The following is a 21985-nucleotide window of genomic DNA, read 5'->3' as shown; positions in this document are numbered from 1 at the left end:
GGAAAGTACCAGCGCGACCCGGACGCAGTACACCATCCGGTAGCGTAGGTTTACCGCAGCGCGCGTGGCTGCACAAGCACGGCGTGCATCTGCCAGGGACGCGCCATATTGCGAAGGATGCCGGAGCGATTTCGCCGTCATGTCGGTATCGATGACCGGCTTGCCTTTCAAGGCACCGTTACGCACGAGCACTGGCATGCAAGCGCCCAGCCGAAGCTGGGCGTTCGCGGTAGAAAAGCCCAGCCCGTTGCGGGGCTGGGGAAACGACGCTGACGGGAGAGTGCGTCAGTAGTCGTACGACACCGAGAACATGGCATAGCGGGGCTGGGTGAAGAACCTGCCCATGTTGTAGGTGTTCGACAGCGTGAACGCGCCGTCTTCCCAGGTGGAATCGACCTGCAGCGGCTTGCGCTCGTTGAAGATGTTGAAGGCCTGCAGGGTCATGGCCAGCTTGTTGTCCGCGAACGCCGGGCGATAGGTCAGGCCCAGGTCGACGATCTTGGTCCACGGCAAGCGGCCGGCATCGCCCGGACGCGACGGCTGCCCGTTGCAGATGTGGTGAGCGGAGCCATAACCGATCGGGTCGCCAGCGTCGGAATCTTCGCTGATGCCGTTGATGCTGACATAGCCCAGGCAGGACTTCGGCGTGCCGGAGAGCACGCGGATATTGCCTGCGATCAGCCATTCCGGTGCGATCTGGTAAGAGCCGTAGATCTTGATCTGGTGCCGGCGATCGTTGGCCAGATAGCCGCCGGAATACCACATCAGCGCAGCGGCATCCCAATCCTGGGTCTTGGAGACATCGGTCTGGCCGATATCGGACTTGATCTGGCCTTCGGTATTGCCGAAGTTACGCGACCAGGTGTAGTCGATGCGGCCTTCCCATTTGCCGTCGAACGGGTGTTGCAGGAACAGGTCAACCGCCAGATAGGTGCGCTTGGCCTTCTTGTCGAAGCCCCAGTCCGACGGCGACATCGACACCGACGTACGGCCGGAACCGTCCAGGTTGGCCAGGCTGAAAGAGTTGGTTTCGCCGGGATTGAAGATGATGCAGCCGGGCACGTTGACGGTGCTCGGATCCACGCCGATCGCGGTCAACTTGGTCCGCATCCGGTCGGCATCGCAGACATCGTCGATGGTGGCGCCCAGCGTGCGGTAGGTGGCCTTGGCACCAGTCACCCAGTTCTCGCCAAGCGTCTTGTCGAAGCCAAGCATGAACTCGTCCTGGTACATCGACTTCAGATCGGTGGCGGCGATACCGGCCGCATCCGGGGCTTGGCCGCATTCCAGCCCGGCGGAGACCACATTGCCGGAACAGGTAAAGCCTGCCGATGCATCCACCGCTACCGGCGTCAGGCCAGTGGGATTGCCTTGTGCATCGATGCCGCTGTAGGTGAAGTACTCGTTGGTGAACGTGGACGGCGAGGCGCCACGGATCGCCACGCTGTTGGGCAGCGCCAGATAATAACGGCCGGCGTTGCCGTACACCTTGAGCGAGGAATCGCCGAACACGTCCCAGCTCACGCCCAGGCGCGGAGCCCACTGGTCGCCACTGCGCACGTAGGGGACGCCAACGTCATTGAAGTTGGTGAACTTGTCGTTGCGAATGCCCAGCGTCAGCAGTAGCGTGTCGGTGATCTGCCATTTGTCTTCAAGGAAATACGCCTTCTGTTCGACCGACATGCTGGTGGCCGTGTTGAACACGGTCTGGTTGACGAAATAACCATTGCCACCGGCCGGGCCAACGCCGAGCCCGGCGCGGATCGGCGAGGTGGGGCGCGAGGAGCGTCCGTAGCTCCAGGTATAGCCGGGGCCGGTGGTGATCACGCCTTCGTTGCTGGCATCGAAGTGCATGTTGTCCACGCCCGCCGTCAGCGTGTGTGTGCCCAATACGTACTCCAGATCGACCCGTAGGCCGCGGGTGGTGTTTTCGCCGTCGCGTGCCTGGCTGGAGGTCTGGTTGTTGCGGATCTCGCTGCCGCCGGTGATTGCCGGGTCCTGCAGATTGGTGTTGTTGAGTTGGGGTGCCGTGCTGGGGTTATTGCGGAAGTCGGTCTGGCGGCTCTTACCGTAGGTCGCGCTCAGGGTGAGGTCATCGGTGATGTAGCTGGTGTACTTGCCGATGTAGTAGCGGTCGTTGACCTTGACGGTGTCGGCGAACGCGCCGGCGGCATCGCCGCCGAGGCCTTCGTAGCCAAGGAAGTCGCTGTAGGCGCCGCCTTCGCGGTAATTGTTCTTGATGCCGGTCAGTTCGAGGATGTTGCTGTCGTTGATGTTCCAGTCGATCTTGGCGTAGAGCTTCGGCTCGTCGATGCGGTAGTTGTTGCGGCCGATCACCGGGTCGTCGCGGCGCGCCGTCGACACGCCTTCGCTGCGTTCCTGCTCGGCGGCGACGAAGACGAACAGGCGGTCTTCGATCAGCGGCCCACCAGCGTAGACGCTGTACACCGTGTTCCAGAGCTGGTCGTCCTTGCGGCTGCGGTACAAGGTGCCGGGCAGGGTCGGGTCGCTGTACTCATAACCGTCTGGCGGCGTGGTCGAGGGATAGAACACGTTCTTGTAGTCGCTGGACAGCGATTTCGGACGCCACAGCACCTGCGCGCCGAAGTGCCACTCGTTGGTGCCGCGCTTGCCGACCTGGCTGAGCACGCCACCGGCCGAACGCCCATAACGGGCGCTGTAACCGCCGGTGTAGGTTTCCTGCTGGTCGATGGCACCGAACGGCAGGGTCACGCCGCCGATGTTGGAGAGCGGATTGGAGGTGAGATAGCCGTTGAGGTAATAGGCGTTTTCGGTGACGCCGGCGCCGCCAAAGGAAATCGCATTGCCGAAATAGCCGCTGCCCTGCACGGCCCCCGGCGACAACAATGCGATGGCTTCGCCCGAGCGCGCCAGTGGCAAGCGCTGCAACTGCTCGGCGGTAATCACGATACGCGAGGCAGTGGCGGACACATCCACCGGCGAGATGTTCTTGCCGGTCACCGTAATCGTGCCAAGGGTGGCGGTATCGCTAGCGTCAGCACCGCCGAACGACACATCGGTGCCGGCACCGACGCGCAGGGCGATGTTCTTGCGTGTCTCCACGGCCCGGCCTTCCCGTTGCAAGGTGACCGTGTAGGTACCGACGGGAAGATTGCCGATGGTGTAGCGCCCGTTGGCGTCGACGGTCGCCGTGCGTGCAAAGCCGGTATCGCTTTGCGCCGTGACGGTTGCACCGGCGGCAGCGGGCGCGCTGCCATAGATTCCTGCAGTTGTGCTCTGCGCGGCGGCAGTGCCGGAGACCAGTCCACCGACGGCGCCGCTCAGCGCAAGCGCAAGCACGCTGATGCGCGCATAGCGTGCACGCGAAGGTGCAGGACGCGAGGGGGGATGGAATGTGCGCTTCGAAGCGGCGTGGCCGGTCATCATCTCTCTCCAGAGGAGCGCCATCACGAATATGACGGTACGCTGACAACCGATGCTAGAGAGCTGTAGAGCCTGCTTAAAGAATGATTTCTCTAAATTTCATGTTTTTTTAAGCACAAACCTAACAAAGCGCCTATTCATCTCCATAAAGTGTGGCATGGGGCACTTGCAAGTTGCCAAGTATTCAAGTTTTGGAAGAACGTTGCCGCCCTGTATCACGCTCCGGTTTCACGTGTTTGCGGGTGGCTTTTGCAACAGCAGTCCACAAAACGACACTGCCCTCCGAAGAGGTCAGTGCGGGACGCGTCCGTGACGGCATCTCTGCTTCTTCAGCGACCCAGCTCGAAGGTCACATCCAGATTGATCGACAGCGTGCTTTCGCCCGGGGCGACCGGGGTGTCCATCTCGGCCTTGGCCGAGCGCATCGAGGCGGCCATCATCATCGGGCGCACGCCGCCGCCGCTGCGGCCTTCGGAGATGCTGACGATGCGGCGCACCTTCAGGCCGAGCGACTTGGCGTAGGTGTCGGCGCGGGCCTGGGCCTTCTTCAGTGCGGCCACGCGCGCTTCGTCGTAGACCGGCTCGGGCTGGTCGATCGAGAAGCTGGGGCCGTTGATGTCGTTGGCGCCCTGGGCGACCAGGGCATCGAGCACCTTGCCCAGGCGGGTGATGTCGCGGACCTTGAGGTTGACCGTGTTGCTGGCCTGGTAGCCGTTGATCTTGGGTGCTTCGTTCTCTTTGTAGGTGTACTGCGGGCTGAGGTTGATGCCGCTGGTCTGCACGTCCTTGTCGGCGATGCCGGCGGCCTTGACGGCGGCCAGCACCTTGTTCATCTGCTCGGCGTTCTGACGCATGGCGGCGTTGCCGTCGGCAGCCTGGGTGACCACGCCGGCAGACAGCGTGGCGATGTCCGGCACGCGCTTGGCTTCCGCTTCGGCCGACACATTGAGCAAGGTGCCGTCGTTGGGAATGGTGTAACTCGACGCAGGTTGAGCATGGGCGGTCATGGCGGTTCCGGCAGCGATCGAGAGGGCCAGCAACAACGGCTTGAAGGTGGTACGCATGAGATCTCCTTGTCTGTCTGCAGAGCGTGTTGTGAGTTCGATGAACATGTTGTGAGTCGAACGCGACCACTGTGTGCCATGCAAGCAAGCGGGCGAGCATGGGCAACAGGTATGCTGGAAGGATGCTTTATCTCGCCTCCCGATCGCCGCGCCGACAAGAACTCCTGCAACGCCTGGATGTGCCGTTCCAGACCTTGCAACTGGACGTGCCCGAGCTGCGCGCTCCCGACGAATCGCCCGCGCACTACGTGCAACGCGTTGCGCTGGACAAGGCGCGCGCCGGGCTGGCGCAGGTGCAGGCCAGCGACCCCGATGCGATCGTGCTGGGCTCCGATACCGAGGTGGTGTTGGGCGAGCGGGTGTTCGGCAAGCCGGTCGATGTGGCCGATGCGATCGCGATGTTGAGCTTGCTGTCAGGGCGCACCCACCAGGTGCTCACGGCGGTGGTTCTAGTCTGCGCACAACGCGCCCCGGCACAGGCGTTGGTGGTATCGGAGGTCACTTTCGACACGCTCGATGCTGCGCAGATCGCTGCCTATGCGGCCTGCGGCGAGCCGATGGGCAAGGCCGGTGCGTACGCGATCCAGGGACGCGCCGAACGTTTTATCAGCCATCTGTCCGGGAGCTATTCCGGCGTGATGGGATTGCCCTTATTTCACACCTCGCAGTTGCTCACAGCCTTCGGAGCGCATTGATGTCGGAAGAGATTTTGGTCAACGTCACCCCGCGCGAGACCCGCGTGGCGGTGATCGAGAACGGCATGCTGCAGGAACTGCATATCGAGCGCGGTTGGCGCCGGGGCGTGGTCGGCAATATCTACAAGGGCAAGGTGCAGCGGGTGATGCCCGGCATGCAGGCGGCGTTCGTCGAACTGGGTCTGGAGCGCGCCGCGTTCCTGCACGCCAACGACGTGATCCGCCCGGCGCCGGCACCGGCCAGTGTGGTCGATACCGAAGAAACCCCGATTCCGCCACCGCCGGCGGCCTCGGTGCCGATCGTGGAGCTGTTGCGCGACGGTCAGGACATCGTGGTGCAGGTGGTCAAGGACCCGATCGGCACCAAGGGCGCGCGGCTGACCACCCAGATCAGCATTCCCTCGCGCTATCTGGTGCTGCTGCCGCAATCCAAGATCGTCGGGGTGTCGGCGCGCATCGAAGACGAGGCCGAGCGGCTGCGTTTGAAGACCATCGTCAGCGAGGTCTCGGCCCAGCACGGCGGCTTCGGCTACATCATCCGTACCAATGCCGAAGGCCAGCCGGCCGAGGCGCTGGCCGAGGACATCGCCTATCTGTCGCGGGTCTGGAACGTTGTGGAGCGGCGCGGCCGCGAAGCGCCGCCGTGCAGCATCATCTATGAAGACCTGAGCCTGCCGCTGCGTGCGGTGCGCGACCTGATCCGCCGCGACGTGGAAAAGGTCAAGGTCGACTCCAACGAGACCTTCGTGCAGCTGCAGGCGTTCGTGGCCAAGTACATGCCGGTGCTGGCCGAGCGCCTGGAGCTGTACACCGGCGACCGGCCGATCTTCGACCTGTACGGGGTCGAGGACGAGATCGGGCGCGCGCTGAACAAGCAGGTGCCGCTCAAGTCCGGCGGCTACCTGGTGATCGACCAGACCGAGGCGATGACCACCATCGACGTCAACACCGGTTCGTTCGTCGGCCAGCGCAATCTCGAAGAAACCGTGTTCCGCACCAACCTGGAGGCCGCGCAGGCGGTGGCGCGGCAGCTGCGGCTGCGCAACCTGGGCGGGATCATCATCATCGACTTCATCGACATGGACGATGCCGAGCATCGCCGTCAGGTACTGCGCACGCTGGAAAAGGCGCTGGCACGCGATCACGCCAAGACCACCGTGTACGAATTCTCGCCGCTGGGCCTGGTGGAGATGACCCGCAAGCGCACCGTCGAAAGCCTGGAGCGGCAGCTGTCGGAAACCTGCGGCCAGTGCAGCGGGCGCGGCACCATCAAGACCGCCGAGACGGTGACCTACGAGATCTTCCGCGAGATCACCCGCGCGGTACGCCAGTTCGACGCCGCGCGGCTGCTGGTGATCGCCTCGTCCAAAGTGGTGGCGCGTATCACCGACGAAGAGTCGGCGGCCGTGGCCGAGCTGGAGGAATTCCTCGGCAAGAGCATCCGCTTCCAGTCCGACGACCAGTATCTGCAGGAGCAGTTCGATGTGGTGCTGCTGTGAGGCGGGGAATGGAGAGTCGGGAATCGGGAATGGGGGTGGAGCGAAAGGCGCTCTGCGGGGTGCCGGTGACATCTTTAGAATGGCGGCGCGCGCGGATGGATGATCGTGTGCGCGGCGCGGTTTGTGCTCCTGCGATTCCCTATTCCCTATTCACCATTCCCCGCCGTTAATGCCTACCCCGCTGCGCCGCCGTCTGCGTCTGTTTCGCCGCTATGCGATCACCGCCACCGCACTCGTGCTGGTGGCGATCGCATTGCTGGTGGGTGCGGCCAGCCAGGCGTTGCCGCTTGCCGAGCAGCGGCCGCAGCAGATCGCCGCGTGGCTGAGTCAGCGCGCCGGCCAGCCCATTGCCTTCGATCGCCTGCAGACCGAGTGGACCCGACGCGGGCCGCTGTTGCGGCTGGATGGGTTGCGGATCGGCCCGCATGGCGATGTGCGCGTGGGCCAGGCCGAAATCCTGCTGGCGATGTACGCCGGCCTGTTGCCCGGCCATTCGCTGACCGAAGTCCGCCTGCGTGGTCTGGCGCTGACGCTGCAGCGTAGCGATGACGGCGTGTGGTCGGTGCAGGGCTTGCCGGCCGCGCGGCGTGCCGACCCCTTGGAAGCGTTGCGTCGCCTCGGCGAAATTCAGGTGGCCGAGGCGCGTTTGCATGTGACCGCGCCCTCGATCGGCCTGGACACCACGTTGCCGCGCATCGATCTGCGTCTGCGTGTCAGCGGTTCGACAGTGAAAGTAGGCAGCCATGCCTGGATCGATGTGCAGCGCGCGCCGTTGACCACCGTGCTGGAATTCGATCGCAACAGCGGCGACGGCAGCGCCTACGCGCAGGCCGACCCCGCAGATCTGGCCGCGTGGGCCTCGTTGCTGCACGTCGGCGGCATGCGCGTGGATGGCGGCGGCGGACGGCTGCAGGCGTGGGCACAACTGCGTGCGCGCCGCATCACCGGTGTCACCGTGGATGCCGATCTTCAACAGGTGCGCTTGTCCGGTGCCGCACTGCCGGATGAAACCGCACGCCGCACGCTGGTGTGGGAGCGGCTGCAGGCACGCGCGCGCTGGCAGACCATCGAAGGCGGCTGGCGGATGGATGCGCCGCTGCTGCGGCTGGGGCAGGCGGCCAAATTGCAGCAGTTGGATGGGCTGAGCATCGCTGGCGGGCGCCGTTACGCGGTGGTCGGCAACCATGTGGATGTCTCCGGTCTGATCGCAGCGGCGGCATTGAGCGACCACCTGTCGCCCACCTTGCGGCGCTGGTTGAGTTTGTCCAAACCGCAGCTGCGTGTGACCGACCTGCAGGTTGCAGGCGAGCAGGGCGGTGCACTGCGCGCGCAGGGCCGGATCGACGAATTGGCGTTTCTACCGGTGGGCAACGCGCCAGGCATCAGCGGTTTGCGCGGCCTTATCGATGGCGATGCGCAGGCGGTCGAGCTGGACACCGCGCCCGATGCCACGGTGCGTTTCGACTGGCCGACCGGCTTCGGGGTGGTGCATGAGATCCAGCTGGCCGGCAAGCTCGTCGGCTGGCGCGACGGCGCCGGCTGGCAGGTCGCCACGCCGGCCTTGCGGGTGCAGGCCAAGGATTACGGCGCCAATGTGCGCGGCGGGCTGTGGTTCCAGAACGATGGCAGCCGCCCGCGCATCCAGCTGGCCACGCAACTGGACGATGTCGCCTTGCCGGTGGCGCGCAAATTCTGGATCCGCTCGAAGATGAGCAAGCCCGCCATCGACTGGCTGGACAAGGCGGTGGCCGGCGGCGTGATCACCGGCGGCACCGGCCTGGTCAGTGGCGATCTGGACGACTGGCCGTTCGAAGGCAATGACGGGCGCTTCGAAGCGTTTGGCCACATTCGCGACGGCGTGATCCCCTTCAATCCCGACTGGCCGGCGATGGAGCAGGTGCAGGCCGATCTGAGCTTCCTCGGCAACGGCTTCTCGCTGCAGGGAAGTGGCGAGCTGGCCGGCGCGCCAATCACCCGGCTTGAGGCCGGCATTCCCAATTTCGCCACCTCCGAGCTTTACGTGCGTGCCTCCACCCAGGCCGACGCTGCGCAGCTGCTGAGCATGCTGCGCAAAAGTCCGTTGGAGCGTCGCTACGGCGACACCTTGCGCAATCTCACGGTGTCCGGCCCGGCAACGGTGAGCTTCGATCTGCTGCGTCCGCTACGCAGCAAGGGCGTGGGCGGGCACCTGCAGGGCACGGTCGCGCTGCAGGGTGCCAGGCTGGCCGATGCGCGCTGGAATCTGGCCTTCGACCAGGTCAGCGGCCAGGCCGACTACCGCGACACCGGTTTTGCCGCCGAGCAGTTGAGCGTGCAGCACCAGGGCCGCAGCGGCGCGTTGTCCCTGCGTGCCGGCGGCTTCGTGCAGGACCCGAAGCAGGCGTTCGAAGCGCGCTTTGCCGCCACCCTGGATGCCAAGGAATTGTTCGACCGCGCGCCGCAGATGGAATGGCTGCGCCCGTACGTGCACGGCAGTGCGCCCTGGCAGGTGGGCGTGGATGTGCCATTGCCGCCGCCGGGCCAGACCGATGCGAAGGCGATGTTGAGCCTGCGCTCGGACCTGGTCGGCACCACCCTGGATCTGCCTGCGCCGCTGGACAAGGCGGCCACCCAGCCGTTGGACACCCAGGTCAAGGTGGCCTTGCCGGTCGGCGATGGCGATATCGATGTGGCGTTCGGCAAGCTGGTGGCGCTCAAGGCAAGCAGCCAGGGCAACCAGACCGGCGTGCGCGTGGTGATGGGCACCGACACGGTCAGCGAGCGCCCACCGGCCAACGGGTTGATCGTCACCGGCCGCACCGCCTCGCTGGATGCGATCGACTGGATCAGCCTGGCGCGCGGCAGCAGCGAGCCGGAGATGCCGCCGCTGCCGGGCCAGCCGGAGACCAAAAAAAGCACGGTGCCGCTGCAGCAGGTGGACGTGCAGGCAGACAGACTGCTGATGATCGGCGGCGTGTTCCCGCAGACCCGGCTGCGGCTGCGCCCGACCCGCGACGCGGTGGCGGTGACGCTGGACGGCCCGTCGCTGGCCGGCCAGCTCACGGTGCCCAATGCCGACGGCGCCGCCGTGCAGGGCAAGCTGCGCACCGTGCACTGGCAGCCGGTGGTGGTGGCGGCCGAACCGGCCGCGCCCGAGCCGGGCGACCCGCTGGCCGGCGCCCTGCCCGAGCCGGCGCGCCGCGCGGTGGCCGAGTTCGACCCGGTGTCGATTCCGCCGTTGTCGCTGGATATCGATGACTTGCAGGTCGGCAAGATGACCCTGGGCGCCGCCATCCTGCGCAGCAGCCGGCTCAGCGACGGCATGCAGGTCGATCAGCTGCAACTGCGCTCCAACGACCAGAGCATTGGTCTGACCGGCGCCTGGCGCGGCAAGGGCGAATCCGCCAGCACCCGGCTATCGGCGCGCGTGGACAGCCGCAATCTCGGCAATCTGCTGCAAAACCTCACCCTGGGCGGCCAGTTGCGCGGCGGCGAAGGCCAGCTGGAACTCAACGCCGGCTGGCAGGGCTCGCCGACCGGCTTTGCGCTCGGTTCGCTGGACGGCGATCTCAAGATCGACGTACGCAACGGCCAATTGCTGGAGGTGGATCCCGGCGCCGGCCGCGTGCTCGGCCTGCTCAGCGTGGCGCAGTTGCCGCGCCGGTTGATGTTCGACTTCCGCGACTTCTTCTCCAAGGGGCTGGCGTTCAACAAGCTGGCCGGCGAGGTGCGCTTCGGCGATGGTTTCGCGCGCACCGACGCCATCCGCATCGAAGGCCCGGCCGCCGACATCAGTATCCGTGGGCTGACCGACCTGCGTGCGCAGACCTTCGACCAGACCGTGGACGTCAATCCCAAGGCCGGCAACCTGCTGGCCGTGGTCGGCGCCGTGGCCGGTGGCCCGGTCGGCGCGGCGGTGGGCGCGGCCGCCAATGCGGTATTGAGCAAGCCGCTGGGCGCGATCGGTGCCAAGACCTATCACGTCACCGGCCCGTGGAAGGAGCCGCAGGTGGACGTGGTGGAACGCGAAGCGCGCGAGCGTGTGCCGAGCAAGCCGAGTTCTTCGAGTGCGCCAGGTACCAGTTCCAGCAAGCCTGGTGCAGCGCCGCGCTGAGGCGCCCAAATGTGCGGCGCGCGCGGGTCAGTCGAATGCGCCTAGCCCGCCGAGCGCAATGCTTCCATTCAGTCCGCACACCGCACACCGCACACCGCACACCGCACACCGTCGCGCTGAGGCGTTGAAGCGCCCGCCGGGCATCCAGCCAGCTCTGCACATGGCGAGCTGCGCCCATACGCTGACGTGCTCAGTCTGCTGGCGTCCCGTTATCCGCCTCGTCTTCGCTGGCAGTACGGGTGAACATCGGCAGGCGGAGCCGCGAACGATGGCCCGGCCTCGGCGGTTGATCTGCGCCCGCCACGCCACGGAAATAGCCGCGCTGCCATTTCTCGCGTGCGGCGGCCGATTGCGCATCCGGCAATTCATCCAGAAACCGCGTGCGGCTGTGGGTCCAGTCCGCATGCTGCCGCGCCAGTTCCGGCGCCTCGGACAGCGGCTGCCACTGCGGTTGCACCTGCTCGATCAGCCGGCGCGGCAGCGGAAACAGATGGCAGAACGGCTCGCCGGCGTCGAAGCGCACCCGCCCGGGCCGGGTGAATCGCCAGTTCATGGTGAAGGTGTACGGGCTCCAGTCGGTTTCGACCATGCCGCTCAACGCACCGATACCGTCCTTGGGCCGGTTCAACGGCCCGGTGACGAACAGATCGATGCCTTCTTCGGTGCGGAACAGGCAGGGCACGTGGAAGGTCAGCACGCCGTAGCCGAAGTGGCTGATCGCCGGCGATGCGCTGCCGGCATCGGCAACGATCTGGATGGCGTCCAGGCCATCGCCGCCGTTCCAGCTGGCTGCGAAACCGGCCTGGCACAGCAGCTCCCAGCCATGCGCATTGGCGATCGCCAGCGGCAGGCAGCGGTAGGCATAGCGCTGGTCGGTGGCGTCCATCCAGTCGCGCTCGTGTGGGGCGGGGCGGATGTCCAGCGTATGGCCATCCAGGACGTGGGCAGTGAGCTTCATGCGCGGGCGTCGGCAGGGCAGCGGGCCTGCGATGATAGCTGCGCCGCACGTTCAGCCGAACGACTTGTCTCCCCGGCGCGCGGGCCCCATCCTGACTGCATGACCGATAACGCTCTCACTCTGGCCGAAACCCGGCTGCTGCTTCCTTCCGGCCTGGACACCGGCCATCTCGACCGCACCTTCGGCGCCCTGCTGGGCCCGGGCATCGACTTCGGCGACCTGTACTTCCAGCATTCGCGACGCGAGAGCTGGAGCGTGGAAGACGGCATCGTCAAGGACGGTGCGCATTCCATCGAACAAGGCGTGGGGGTGCGCGCGATTGCCGGCGAGAAGACCGGCTTCGCCTATTCCGATGACATCCAGCGCGACGCCTTGCTGGAGGCGGCGCAGTCCGCGCGCGCGATCTCGCGCGAGGGCGGTGCGCAATCCACCCGCTCGCTGGTGCGCGGCAACGGCCGTGCGCTGTACCCGGCCACCGACCCGATCGACGACATGGACAGCGCGACCAAGGTCGATCTGCTGCGCCGGATCGACCAGTACGTGCGCGCCGCCGATCCGCGCGTCAAGCAGGTGATGGTGAGCCTGTCCGGCGGTGTGGACACGGTGCTGATCGCGCGCAGCGACGGCGTGCTCGCCGCCGACGTGCGCCCGCTGGTGCGCCTGAACGTGCAGGTGATCGTCGAGCAGGGCGGGCGGCGCGAGTCCGGTTACTCCGGCGGCGGTGGCCGTTACGGCTATGCCGAACTGTTCGCCGATGGCCGCCCGGAAGGCTTCGCCCGCGAGGCGCTGCGTCAGGCGCTGGTCAATCTGGATGCGATTCCGGCACCGGCTGGCGTGATGCCGGTGGTGCTCGGCCCGGGCTGGCCCGGCGTGCTGCTGCACGAGGCGGTGGGGCACGGCCTGGAAGGCGATTTCAACCGCAAGGGCACCAGCGTCTACGCCGGCCGCATCGGCGAGCGCGTGGCCTCGCCGGGCGTGACCATCGTCGATGACGGCACCCTGGATGGCCGCCGCGGCTCGCTCAATATCGACGACGAGGGCACATCCACCCAGTGCACCACGCTGATCGAAGACGGCGTGCTGGTCGGCTACATGCAGGACACCCACAACGCGCGCCTGATGGGCGTGGCGCCGACCGGCAACGGCCGGCGTGAATCGTTCGCGCACCTGACCATGCCGCGCATGACCAACACCTACATGCGCGCCGGCCAGCACGATCCGCAGGAAATGATCCGCTCGGTCAAGAAGGGCATCTACGCGGTCAACTTCGGCGGCGGCCAGGTCGACATCACCAGCGGCAAGTACGTGTTCTCGGCCACCGAGGCCTATCTGATCGAAGACGGCAAGGTCACCGCGCCGGTCAAGGGCGCCACGCTGATCGGCAACGGCCCGGAGACCATGCAGAAGGTGCGCATGATCGGCAACGACCTGGCGCTGGACGAAGGCGTGGGCGTGTGCGGCAAGGACGGGCAGAGCGTGCCGGTCGGCGTCGGCCAGCCGTCGTTGCTGATCGACGGCATCACCGTTGGCGGAACGCAGGCCTGAGATGCGGGGATTCGGGATTCGGGATTCGGGATTCGCAACGGCCGGGATGGCCGTTGCTGGGCTGGATGAATCGGGCGGATCCCTATTCGTCGCCTTCCGATGCCGATTCGTCGTCTTCCAATCCCGAATCCCCAATCTCCAATCCCGGCTCTTGAGACAACTCGCGCAGCACCTGGAACAGCTCGCGGTAGGCGCGCGGCGGCTTGTTCTTGGCCCGCTCGCTGATGGCGTTGCGCACCAGCTGACGCAGTTGCTGGCGGTCGGCGGCCGGATAGGCTTCCAGCAATTCGGCCAGCGCCACATCGCTCTCGGCCAGCAGCCGCTCGCGCCAACGCTCGACGCGGTGAATCGCGGCCACTTCGCGGCGCGCGGTGTCGCTGGTGGCATCCAGCGCATCGCGCAGCGCGTTCAGCGTGGTGTCGTCCTCGCGGCGCATGTGCTTGGCCAGAAACGCCAGCTGCCGCTTGTGCGCGATATGCGAGGTGATGCGCTTGCTCTCTTCGATATGCGGAATCAGCGATTCGGGTACCGGCAACTTGGCCAGCTGCGCCGAGGTGAGCGCCACCAGCTTTTCGCCCAGGTCGAAAATTTCCAGCGCCTCGCGCCGTTGCTGGCTGCGGCTGGCGCCGCGAAATTCACCGGTGTCTTCGTCGCGTCCGCGCATTGCAATCCATCCAAAACAAGAAGTTATTAATCATTAGACGGTCCGGCCATGGATGGCCGGGCTTTTGCGGAGGGATCCGCCATACATCAAGTCCGGCCATGGATGGCCGGGCTTTTGCGGAAGGATCCGCCATACATCAAGTCCGGCCACGGATGGCCGGGCTCTTGCGGAAGGACCCGCAATCAAGTCATTCGCGCTACGAGACTAGGATAAAGCATTGAACGCACTCTCCTCCGAAACACGTGTCCACGACGACAGCCTGCAGCGCCTGGACGCGCTCACCGACATCTCGCAGCGCCTGCTCGAGCGCGCCCGTGCGGCCGGCGCCACCCAGGCCGAAGTGAGCTGCAGCGAAGAGCGCGGCCTGGATGTCAATGTGCGGCTGGGCGATGTGGAAACGGTGGAATCCACCCGCGACCGCGGCATTGCGGTCACCGTCTACTTCGGCAAGCGCAAGGGCAGCGCCAGCACCGCCGATCTGCAGGATTCCAGCCTGGAATCCACCGTGGCCCAGGCCTGCGCGATCGCCCGCTATACCGAAGACGACGTGGCCGCCGGCCTGGCTGATCCGGAACTGATGGCGCGCGAGTTCCCCGAACTGGACAGCTGGCACCCGTGGGCGCTGAACGCCGACACTGCGGTGGACCTGGCGCTGGCCTGCGAAACCGCCGGGCGCGATGCCGATGCGCGGATCAGCAATTCCGATGGCGCCTCGGCCAGCACCGGGCTCAGCCTGTCGGTGTACGCCAACTCGCATGGCTTCATCGGGCGCGAACGCGGCACCCATCATTCGATCAGCTGCGCACTGATCGCCGGGCAGGGCGACGGTATGCAGCGCGATGGCTGGTACAGCAGTGCGCTGGCACGCGAAGACCTGGAAGCGCCCGAGGCGATCGGCCGCCACGCTGCCGATCGCACCCTGGCGCGGCTGCAACCGCGTTCGCTCCCCACCGGCCAGCTGCCGGTGCTGTTTGCGCCGGAAGTGGCGCGCTCGCTGGTCGGCCATCTGCTCGGCGCGGTTTCCGGCGGCGCGCTGTATCGGCGTGCCAGCTTCCTGCTCGACAGTGTCGGCACCAAGTTGTTCCCGGACTGGTTCAACATCGAGGAGCTGCCGCATCTGCGCCGCGGGCTGCGCTCGGCCGCCTTCGATGGCGAGGGCGTGGCGACGCGGCGTTCGGCGCTGATCACCGACGGCGTGCTGCAGCGGTATGTGCTCGGCAGCTATTCGGCACGCAAGCTGGGCCTGCAGACCACCGCCAACGCCGGCGGCGTGCACAACCTGCAGGTCACTGCGAATGCGGGCGATCTGGCCTCGATGATGTCCGGCATGTCGCACGGTCTGCTGGTCACCGAACTGATGGGCAACGGCGTCAATCCGGTGACCGGCGATTACTCGCGCGGCGCCGGTGGGTTCTGGATCGAGAACGGCGTGATCGCCTATCCGGTCGACGGCCTGACCATCGCCGGCAACCTGCGCGAGATGTTCGCCGGCATCGAGGCGGTGGGCAACGATGTGGATCCGCGTTCGCACGTCAAGATCGGTGCGGTGCTGCTCAACCGCATGACGGTGGCAGGCGACAGCTGAGCGCGCCGGTCGCGATGACTGTGCTCACCGCTCCCGGCCACTGCCGCGGAGCATCGTGAACGAGACCATGTCTTCCCGCACTGGTGGCTGGCTGACGGGTTGCTATAGTCCGCCGCACCACAACCATGCATGGGGAGACATGATGAGCGACTTCGAGTCACACGCTGCACCGCCGCCGCCGCCGATCGGCACCAGCTCGCCGTCGGAAGAGCGCACCCTGGCGCTTGCCGCGCATCTGCTCGGCATCCTCACGTCCTTCATCGGCGCGTTGGTGATCTGGCTGATCAGCAAGGACGCCAGCCCGTCCAAGCCGTTCGCCACCGATCAGGCCAAGGAAGCGCTGAACTTCCAGATCACCGTGATCATCGCCTATGTGGCTGCGGTGATCCTGACCATCGTGTCGTTCGGCATCCTGTTCTTCGTGCCGACGCTGGTATGGATCGCCAATCTGGTGCTGTGCATCCTGGCCGCGGTCAAGGCCAACAACGGCGAGCATTACCGGTATCCGTTCACGCTGCGCCTGATCAAGTAACCGGTCGCAATGCGAAAGACAAAGACCCGGCAGCGATGCCGGGCCCTTGGCGTTTCAGGCGATGGCTGGATCAGTTCTGCGCCGGGGTGTTTTCGGCGAAGTACTCGTGGCTGTCGGCATTGGTGATCGCCTGGGCCGGGTTGCTGATCGCCAGGCTACGCGCGCCGGACTGACCATAGACGCGGTCCTGGGTGCCGGCCACCACGGTGAAGTGGCTGGTCTCGTGCACCAGCGTGCCCGCCTTGGAGTCGGTACCGGTTGTCGATGCACTCCAGAACGCGTTGCAGACATGGATCTCGTACGGCTGGTTCGGATAGACGTAGGCGAAGGCGTCCGCCAGATCCGCTTCGCAGCTGCAGTTGATCGTCAGCTGGCCGTTGTTCTGGTCCAGCGCGTTGTCGATGTTGACGAAGTTCGAGCTGACCCGGCTATAGCGCGAGGCGTTGTAGGCGCCGAACCAGGTGGTATAGCGCGCGCCGGTGCTGCCGCCATTGAGGTAGGTGCGCGCGTTCTGAGAGTAATTACGCGCGGCAGTGACGGCACTGGCGGCCTGGTTGGTGCGGGTGGTGCTGCAGTTGAGGTAGTTGATGCCGTTGACCACGGCGGTCGGGCCGACTGCGAGCTGGCGCTGCACGCCGCGCCGCACACCGTCCAGCCAGACGGTGAGCGGGGTGCTGGTGGCCACCGCGGGCTCGCCGTTGGCCGCTTTCATCAGGCTGCCGTCGGACAGTGAGGCGTATTGCAGCGACGAACGGACCTGGATGGTGTAATTGCCGCTGGTCGACAGATCGTAGGCACCCGCCAGATCGACCTCGCCCTGCACACTCTGGCCGGGCTTGAGGATGGTGAAGTCGGCCGCCTTGGGCAGGCCGCGCTTGACCAGGCGCCCGGTATAGTTCACCGGCGTACCATCGCGGCTGACGTCCAGAATGCCGTTATCCAGTGACTTCAGCGGCAGCTGATAGGTCGGGACGCGCGCGATCTGGCTGCCGTTGTTGGTAACGGTAACGGCGATCTTGCCTTGGTGCCGCCCAGCCTGATCGGCGACCGGCGCCAGTTCGATGGTCAACGGAACCGGGCCGCGCACGGACTGCGCCTGCGCCGATCCGAGCACGCCAACAACGGCCAACGTGCCTGCTGCAAACGATGCGAGAAAAACATTCTTCACCAGCAACTCTCCATGTGATCGGGGGATGTCCGCTGAACGCGGGCAGACCAACCTAGGCACGGCGAGCGGGCACGACAAGACAATCGATTAGTGCTGTTTTTGGCCTGCTGATGGCGCTGGAATGGAAAATATGGACAGCGATGGCGACAATTTGGCTTCAAGTTGTGCGTCCATCCACAGTTTTAATGCGCGATGCATAAATTCCCTTGTGAAAATCTAAGTAAAGAGAATTTACGTTTTGTGACGCGGAACCCCGGTTATTCGAGGACGATCCACGACTGCACCGTGCGCTGGCGCACGGTGTGCGCAGAAGAAGGCGCGATTGCAGGATCGATGCATGCATCGCTGCCGCTGGGGAGTGACCACGCAGCGAGGTCTGCGTTTGATCGCGTGGGCCGTTTGTATGGCTGCGTGGTCGTTCTGAGCGTCGCGCTAGTGTGCGCGGTCCACCGCAAACCGGCCTAGTGTCGCCAGCGTTTCGCCTGGCTGGCCGTAGGGCTGCAGGATGTCGTGCATGCGCGTGGCCAGCTCTGCCAGCTTGGCCTTGGCGCCGTCCATCCCGAGCAGGGCGGGATAGGTGGATTTGGATTGCGCAGCGTCCTTGCCGGCGGTCTTGCCCAGCTGCGCCGAGCTCGATTCCACGTCCAGGATGTCGTCGCGCACCTGGAACGCCAGGCCCAGCGCATCGGCAAAACTGTCCAGACGCTGCTGGTCGGCATGCGCGGCGCCACCGGTCAACGCGCCCATGCGCACCGCCGCGCGGATCAGTGCGCCGGTCTTGAGTGCGTGCATGCGCTCGAGCTCGCTGAGCGATTGCAGCTGGCCGGTGGCATCGATATCCAGTGCCTGGCCTCCGCACATGCCGGCAGCGCCTGCAGCGCTGGCCAGGCTCTGCAGCCAGCCGACGCGCAGGTCGGCACTCACCGATGCCGCAGCCAACAACTCGAACGCGCGCGTCTGCAGCGCATCGCCGGCCAGAATCGCCGTGGCCTCATCGAAGGCGATATGTACGGTGGGCTGGCCGCGGCGCAGCGCGTCGTCGTCCATCGCCGGCAGGTCGTCGTGCACCAGCGAATAGGCATGGATCAGCTCCACCGCCACGGCAGGCGTGTCCAGGCTGTCTTCGTCGGCGCCGAACAGCGCGCCGGTCGCATACACCAGCAACGGACGCATGCGCTTGCCGCCGCCCAGTACCGCATGCCGCATGGCGGCGTGCAGGCGTTGCGGAGCAAGTGCCGGGCTTGGCAGGCACGCCTCCAGGCTGCGTTCGGTGCGGGCGATCCAGTGATCGAACAACGCCGAACTCACCTCAGCCGCCGTCCGGCGACGGCGGTTCGAAGGTTTCGGCCAGATCGGGGCGGGCGGGGTCGGTCAGCATGCGGACGCGCAGTTCTGCGTGTTCCAGTGCCTGCTGGCAATCGCGGTACAAGCCGATGCCACGCTCATAGGCCATGAGCGATTGCTCCAGGCTCTGGTCGCCGACTTCCATCTTCTGCACCAGTTGCTCGAGTTCTTCCAGCGACTGTTCGAAGCGGGCAACCGGGGATGTTTCGTTCAAGGATTTTTTGACCATCGTTAAAGTGTGCGGCGCGCGCGCAGGCGGGTCAATTCGCAGCTGTGTTGCTGTGCCATCGCAACGCTGCGTTATTGGCCTGCAGCCAGTTGTTCAATGCGGCCGAGATGATGCGATCGCCGGCGGCGAGTACCTGGTCGCCGTCCCACAGGATCGGCAGGCGTTCGCGTTCCCAGGGTGGTAGATCCAGTTCCTGCAGCAGGTGCTTGAGGCGATGCGAATGCGCACGCTGCGGCAACACGATGCGCTCGCCACCGTGGCGTGCGCGCACCAGCAGCGGTTGCGCGAAGCGCAGGCCGGGGGCGCCGTGTAACTGCAACTGCGCGCCATCGGGCAGGTGCAGCGCTGCCTGGCCATCCCAGTGCGTCTGCCACTGCGGCGGGCATGCGGTGTGTGGGCGAAGTAAATACAGACACTGGCGCCAGCGACGCACTTCGACCTGTTGCCAGGCAAAGCGCGCTTGCCGGTCCGGTGCGTGGTTGTCGATTTCCTGTTCCAGCGCGGTGATGCCGTGTGCGGGCAGCGGCGGGGCGTGTGCCGCACTCACCCAGGCGCGTAGCAGGCGCGGCCGACGTGTCGCCGGCTGCGCACGCAACCGCTGTAGATCCAGGGCGCCGGTGGCGGTCAGCATGCCGGGCAGCAGCGCGGTGTCCTCTTGCAGCAGCAGCGCGCTGGCGTTGGCGCTCAGGTGCGCACTGCGCGCCAACGCCTCGGCGGCCTGTGGCCAGCGTTGCTGCAGCAGAGGCATGAGCTGGGTGCGCAGGAAGTTGCGGTCGTACCGTGTGTCGGCATTGCTGGGGTCTTCGATCCATTCCAGCCCATGTGCCTGCGCATAGGCCAGCAAGTCGGTGCGTGCATGGTGCAGCAATGGACGCCACAGCATGCCGCCTGCGAATGGACGCTGCGCGCGCATGGCAGCCAAGCCGTCCGGGCCGGAAGCGCGCAGTGCGCGCAGCAGGAACGTTTCGGCCTGGTCGTCGCGATGGTGCGCCAGCGCCAGCCATTCGCCGGGCGTGAGTGTTTCGGCAAACGCGGCGTGGCGTGCATGGCGTGCGGCCGCTTCCAGACCCAGGCCGCTGTCGCGCGCGACCTGCACGCGCGCGATCTGCGAGGGAATTTGCAATGCATCGCATTGGCGCTGGCAATGCGCAGCCCATGCATCCGCATCGGCGTGCAAGCCGTGATGCACGTGCACCGCGCGCAAGCCGATGTCGCGATAGCGCGGCGTGGCTGCCAGCAGATGCAGCAACACGCTCGAATCCATGCCGCCGCTGTAGGCGACAAGGATCGGGCCCGGCGGCGTCGCGGGGAGCGCCAGGACGGTCATCTATGTGTGCGACCACTGCGGCAGCGCTGCAGCGAGGCGTGCCCTGCGACGGCGCACCATTGCCGATCGCCGATCGCCGATCGCCGATGCGCAGCGCTGCGCATCAACGCTTGCTCGCAGTCTCGAACGCGGCCGATGCCGGCAACTCCACCGGCACGCCGGCGCTGTCGCAGGTGCCGGCCTTGCACAGGCGCTCGCGCAGGCGCGGGGTGGCCTGCACGATGACGTGGTAGATCACGTTCTCTTCCAGCGTGCCGCGAAACGCCGCACTGCCCGGGCCGGTGGCCCAGATGCCGACGTCTTCGCCGCCATGGCTTTCGGATTTGGTCGGCACCAGCGATTCCTGCATGTAGCTGGGGGCTTCGGTGTCGACGTGGGTCAGATCCGGGCGTCCGGAAGCAGGCTCGCTGCTGCTGGGTTCGTGCGGGTACTTCTTCGGTCCGGCCGGCTGCGCGTTGCTCGTGCCAGTGTAGCCGGGGCCGTTGGCGTAGCTAAGCGTGGTGTAGGGCTGGCCGGCCAGGTCGGTGGCCAGCTGGGTGCGGTCGCCTTCTTCGCCGCCGGTGCCGCGTACCTTGCCCAGGATCGGATTGCCGCGCACCGGGTAGCCGACGAAGTTGAGCGTGTGCGAATGGTCGGCGGTGACGATGATCAGCGTGTCCGGCGGGGCGGTCTGAACGGCGGCGCGCACCGCTTCGGACAGGGACACCGTCTCGTCGAGCGCGCGATAGGCATTGCCGGCATGGTTGGCGTGATCGATGCGGCCGCCTTCGACCATCAGCACGAACCCAGTCGGGTCGCGCGACAGCGACTGGATCGCGGTGCGGGTCATCTCGGTCAGGCTGGGCTCGCCTTGCGCGGTGCGATTGCGGTCGTGGTCGAACTGCATGTGATCCGGCTCGAACAGGCCCAGCAGCGCGGGTGCGCCGGCGGCTGCTTTCAATTGCTGCTCGTTCCAGACATAGGCGCCCTGCGGGTGCGCCTGCTTCCATTCGGCGACCAGATTGCGGCCGTCCAGGCGCAGGCCGACCTTGTCGTCGTACTCGGGGTCGCGCTCTTGCACGGTCTGGAACTGGCTGCGCCCGCCGCCCAGCACCACTTGCGGGCCGCGTCCGAAGCGCGCGGTGGACAGCAGTTGCTGAGCGATGTCCTGGCAGCCTGCAGTGCGCGCGGACTCGGGCAGGTCGGTGTCGTTTTCCCAGTTGCGGTCCGGCGAATGCGCGTAGGTGGCCGCCGGGGTGGCGTGGGTCAGCCGGGTGGTGGTGACGATGCCGGTGGCCATGCCGGCGCTGTCGGCCAGTTGCAGCCAGCTCAGCAAGCCCTTGCCCAGGCTGTCGGCGCAGTCGCTGCGGTTGCCGCTACTGACGCCGATCGCGCCCATGTGCGATTTCACCCCGGTGGTGATTGCGGTCATGGTGCCGGCCGAATCGGGCGTCTGCGAATCGGTGTTGTAGGTCTTGCTGAAAGCGGTCGCCGGAAATTGCTCCCACGACAGCAGGTTCTCTTCACCGGGCCCGCCCTTGCGCTGGCCATCCAGAATGCGCGCGGCGGCCACCGTGGTCAGGCTCATGCCATCGCCCAGGAACAGGATCACGTTGCGCGCGCGCCCGGCCATCGCGCCATTGCCGGCTGCGCGGGCGGCGCCCGAGCGGTACCACCATTGCGGCGTCTCGCCGGCGGGATGGGTCACCTGCGGCACCTCCACCCGCACGGCGGCAGGCGCGGACGCACTGGTGCCGGTGGTGGAAGCGCAGGCGGCGACACACAAGGTGGTCAGGGCGGCGAGGGCAGGCAGGCGGTAACGCATCGGCATCGAACTCGTGACTGAATCAGCGCGCATTATGCCGGGATGCCTGGTGTCACACAGATGACACACCGCT

General features: G+C 66.2%; 15 protein-coding genes. 6 read left to right on the top strand and 9 right to left on the bottom strand.

Annotated features, from left to right (window positions below; genetic code table 11):
• Positions 1-285: 285 nt before the first annotated feature.
• Together NYR97_RS00235 and NYR97_RS00230 are read right to left on the bottom strand one after the other, a co-directional pair.
• A complete protein-coding gene (locus NYR97_RS00235; RefSeq protein WP_316695916.1) occupies positions 286-3405 on the bottom strand; it encodes a TonB-dependent receptor in 3120 nt (1039 codons plus the stop codon).
• A gap of 329 nt (positions 3406-3734) precedes the next feature.
• On the bottom strand, positions 3735-4469 hold the full coding sequence (locus NYR97_RS00230) for an SIMPL domain-containing protein (RefSeq protein ID WP_205394312.1): 735 nt from the start codon (positions 4467-4469) through the stop codon (positions 3735-3737).
• Positions 4470-4591: 122 nt separating this feature from the next.
• Between NYR97_RS00230 and NYR97_RS00225 the strand changes: the two genes are divergently transcribed.
• From NYR97_RS00225 to NYR97_RS00215, 3 genes are all read left to right on the top strand, one after another.
• Positions 4592-5164 (top strand): Maf-like protein, encoded by a 573-nt coding sequence (locus NYR97_RS00225; protein WP_006449950.1) that lies wholly within the window; start codon positions 4592-4594, stop codon positions 5162-5164.
• A complete protein-coding gene (rng, locus tag NYR97_RS00220; RefSeq protein ID WP_006449951.1) occupies positions 5164-6663 on the top strand; it encodes a ribonuclease G in 1500 nt (499 codons plus the stop codon). The genes NYR97_RS00225 and rng overlap by 1 nt, the downstream gene beginning before the upstream one ends.
• Before the next feature lie 169 nt (positions 6664-6832).
• Entirely contained in the window at positions 6833-10756 is a 3924-nt protein-coding gene (locus NYR97_RS00215) for a YhdP family protein (RefSeq protein WP_316695911.1), read from the top strand.
• A 190-nt stretch (positions 10757-10946) separates the two neighbouring features.
• On the opposite strand, the gene NYR97_RS00210 is transcribed toward NYR97_RS00215, so the two are convergent.
• On the bottom strand, positions 10947-11714 hold the full coding sequence (locus tag NYR97_RS00210) for a DUF6065 family protein (protein WP_316695910.1): 768 nt from the start codon (positions 11712-11714) through the stop codon (positions 10947-10949).
• Positions 11715-11813: 99 nt separating this feature from the next.
• Between NYR97_RS00210 and tldD the strand changes: the two genes are divergently transcribed.
• A complete protein-coding gene (gene tldD, locus NYR97_RS00205; RefSeq protein WP_024940782.1) occupies positions 11814-13259 on the top strand; it encodes a metalloprotease TldD in 1446 nt (481 codons plus the stop codon).
• Between the two features lie 82 nt (positions 13260-13341).
• Here the strand turns inward: tldD and yjgA are convergent, their stop codons facing one another.
• Entirely contained in the window at positions 13342-13923 is a 582-nt protein-coding gene (gene yjgA, locus NYR97_RS00200; protein ID WP_316695906.1) for a ribosome biogenesis factor YjgA, read from the bottom strand.
• Positions 13924-14140: 217 nt separating this feature from the next.
• Here yjgA and pmbA point away from each other — a divergent pair, with 217 nt between their 5' ends.
• Complete coding sequence (pmbA, locus tag NYR97_RS00195; RefSeq protein ID WP_316695905.1) at positions 14141-15508, top strand: metalloprotease PmbA; 1368 nt, start codon at positions 14141-14143, stop codon at positions 15506-15508.
• Between the two features lie 67 nt (positions 15509-15575).
• Positions 15576-16040: a DUF4870 domain-containing protein gene (locus tag NYR97_RS00190; RefSeq protein ID WP_170118405.1), complete on the top strand. Its 465-nt coding sequence runs from the start codon at positions 15576-15578 to the stop codon at positions 16038-16040.
• Positions 16041-16110: 70 nt separating this feature from the next.
• Here NYR97_RS00190 and NYR97_RS00185 read toward each other — a convergent pair whose 3' ends face one another.
• The 5 genes from NYR97_RS00185 to NYR97_RS00165 all read right to left on the bottom strand — a co-directional run bounded on the left by NYR97_RS00185 (position 16111) and on the right by NYR97_RS00165 (position 21918).
• On the bottom strand, positions 16111-17208 hold the full coding sequence (locus NYR97_RS00185) for a M35 family metalloendopeptidase (protein ID WP_316695903.1): 1098 nt from the start codon (positions 17206-17208) through the stop codon (positions 16111-16113).
• A 432-nt stretch (positions 17209-17640) separates the two neighbouring features.
• Positions 17641-18516: a polyprenyl synthetase family protein gene (locus tag NYR97_RS00180; protein WP_316695902.1), complete on the bottom strand. Its 876-nt coding sequence runs from the start codon at positions 18514-18516 to the stop codon at positions 17641-17643.
• 1 nt (position 18517) lies between these two features.
• Positions 18518-18781, bottom strand: a complete 264-nt coding sequence (locus NYR97_RS00175) for an exodeoxyribonuclease VII small subunit (protein ID WP_316695901.1) — start codon at positions 18779-18781, stop codon at positions 18518-18520.
• A 31-nt stretch (positions 18782-18812) separates the two neighbouring features.
• Positions 18813-20108 carry a tRNA lysidine(34) synthetase TilS gene (gene tilS / locus NYR97_RS00170; RefSeq protein WP_316695899.1) on the bottom strand — a complete coding sequence of 432 codons (1296 nt, stop codon included), beginning with the start codon at positions 20106-20108 and terminating at the stop codon, positions 18813-18815.
• A gap of 103 nt (positions 20109-20211) precedes the next feature.
• Complete coding sequence (locus tag NYR97_RS00165) at positions 20212-21918, bottom strand: alkaline phosphatase (protein WP_316695898.1); 1707 nt, start codon at positions 21916-21918, stop codon at positions 20212-20214.
• Between the last annotated feature and the right edge of the window lie 67 nt (positions 21919-21985).

This window comes from Xanthomonas hydrangeae (genome assembly GCF_032697525.1).
Taxonomy (GTDB): Bacteria; Pseudomonadota; Gammaproteobacteria; order Xanthomonadales; family Xanthomonadaceae; genus Xanthomonas; species Xanthomonas hydrangeae.
The sequence above is the reverse complement of the archived record's forward strand: the minus strand, read 5'-3'. Positions and strand labels throughout refer to the sequence as shown.

What these genes read in the sequence shown, in the direction of transcription:
- NYR97_RS00235 (WP_316695916.1), bottom strand. Translation starts at nt 3,405, where the DNA reads ATGACCGGCCACGCCGCTTCGAAGCGCACATTCCATCCCCCCTCGCGT.
- NYR97_RS00215 (WP_316695911.1), top strand. Translation starts at nt 6,833, where the DNA reads ATGCCTACCCCGCTGCGCCGCCGTCTGCGTCTGTTTCGCCGCTATGCG.
- tldD (WP_024940782.1), top strand. Translation starts at nt 11,814, where the DNA reads ATGACCGATAACGCTCTCACTCTGGCCGAAACCCGGCTGCTGCTTCCT.
- rng (WP_006449951.1), top strand. Translation starts at nt 5,164, where the DNA reads ATGTCGGAAGAGATTTTGGTCAACGTCACCCCGCGCGAGACCCGCGTG.
- NYR97_RS00175 (WP_316695901.1), bottom strand. Translation starts at nt 18,781, where the DNA reads ATGGTCAAAAAATCCTTGAACGAAACATCCCCGGTTGCCCGCTTCGAA.
- NYR97_RS00230 (WP_205394312.1), bottom strand. Translation starts at nt 4,469, where the DNA reads ATGCGTACCACCTTCAAGCCGTTGTTGCTGGCCCTCTCGATCGCTGCC.
- NYR97_RS00165 (WP_316695898.1), bottom strand. Translation starts at nt 21,918, where the DNA reads ATGCCGATGCGTTACCGCCTGCCTGCCCTCGCCGCCCTGACCACCTTG.
- yjgA (WP_316695906.1), bottom strand. Translation starts at nt 13,923, where the DNA reads ATGCGCGGACGCGACGAAGACACCGGTGAATTTCGCGGCGCCAGCCGC.
- NYR97_RS00225 (WP_006449950.1), top strand. Translation starts at nt 4,592, where the DNA reads ATGCTTTATCTCGCCTCCCGATCGCCGCGCCGACAAGAACTCCTGCAA.
- NYR97_RS00190 (WP_170118405.1), top strand. Translation starts at nt 15,576, where the DNA reads ATGTCTTCCCGCACTGGTGGCTGGCTGACGGGTTGCTATAGTCCGCCG.
- NYR97_RS00210 (WP_316695910.1), bottom strand. Translation starts at nt 11,714, where the DNA reads ATGAAGCTCACTGCCCACGTCCTGGATGGCCATACGCTGGACATCCGC.
- tilS (WP_316695899.1), bottom strand. Translation starts at nt 20,108, where the DNA reads ATGACCGTCCTGGCGCTCCCCGCGACGCCGCCGGGCCCGATCCTTGTC.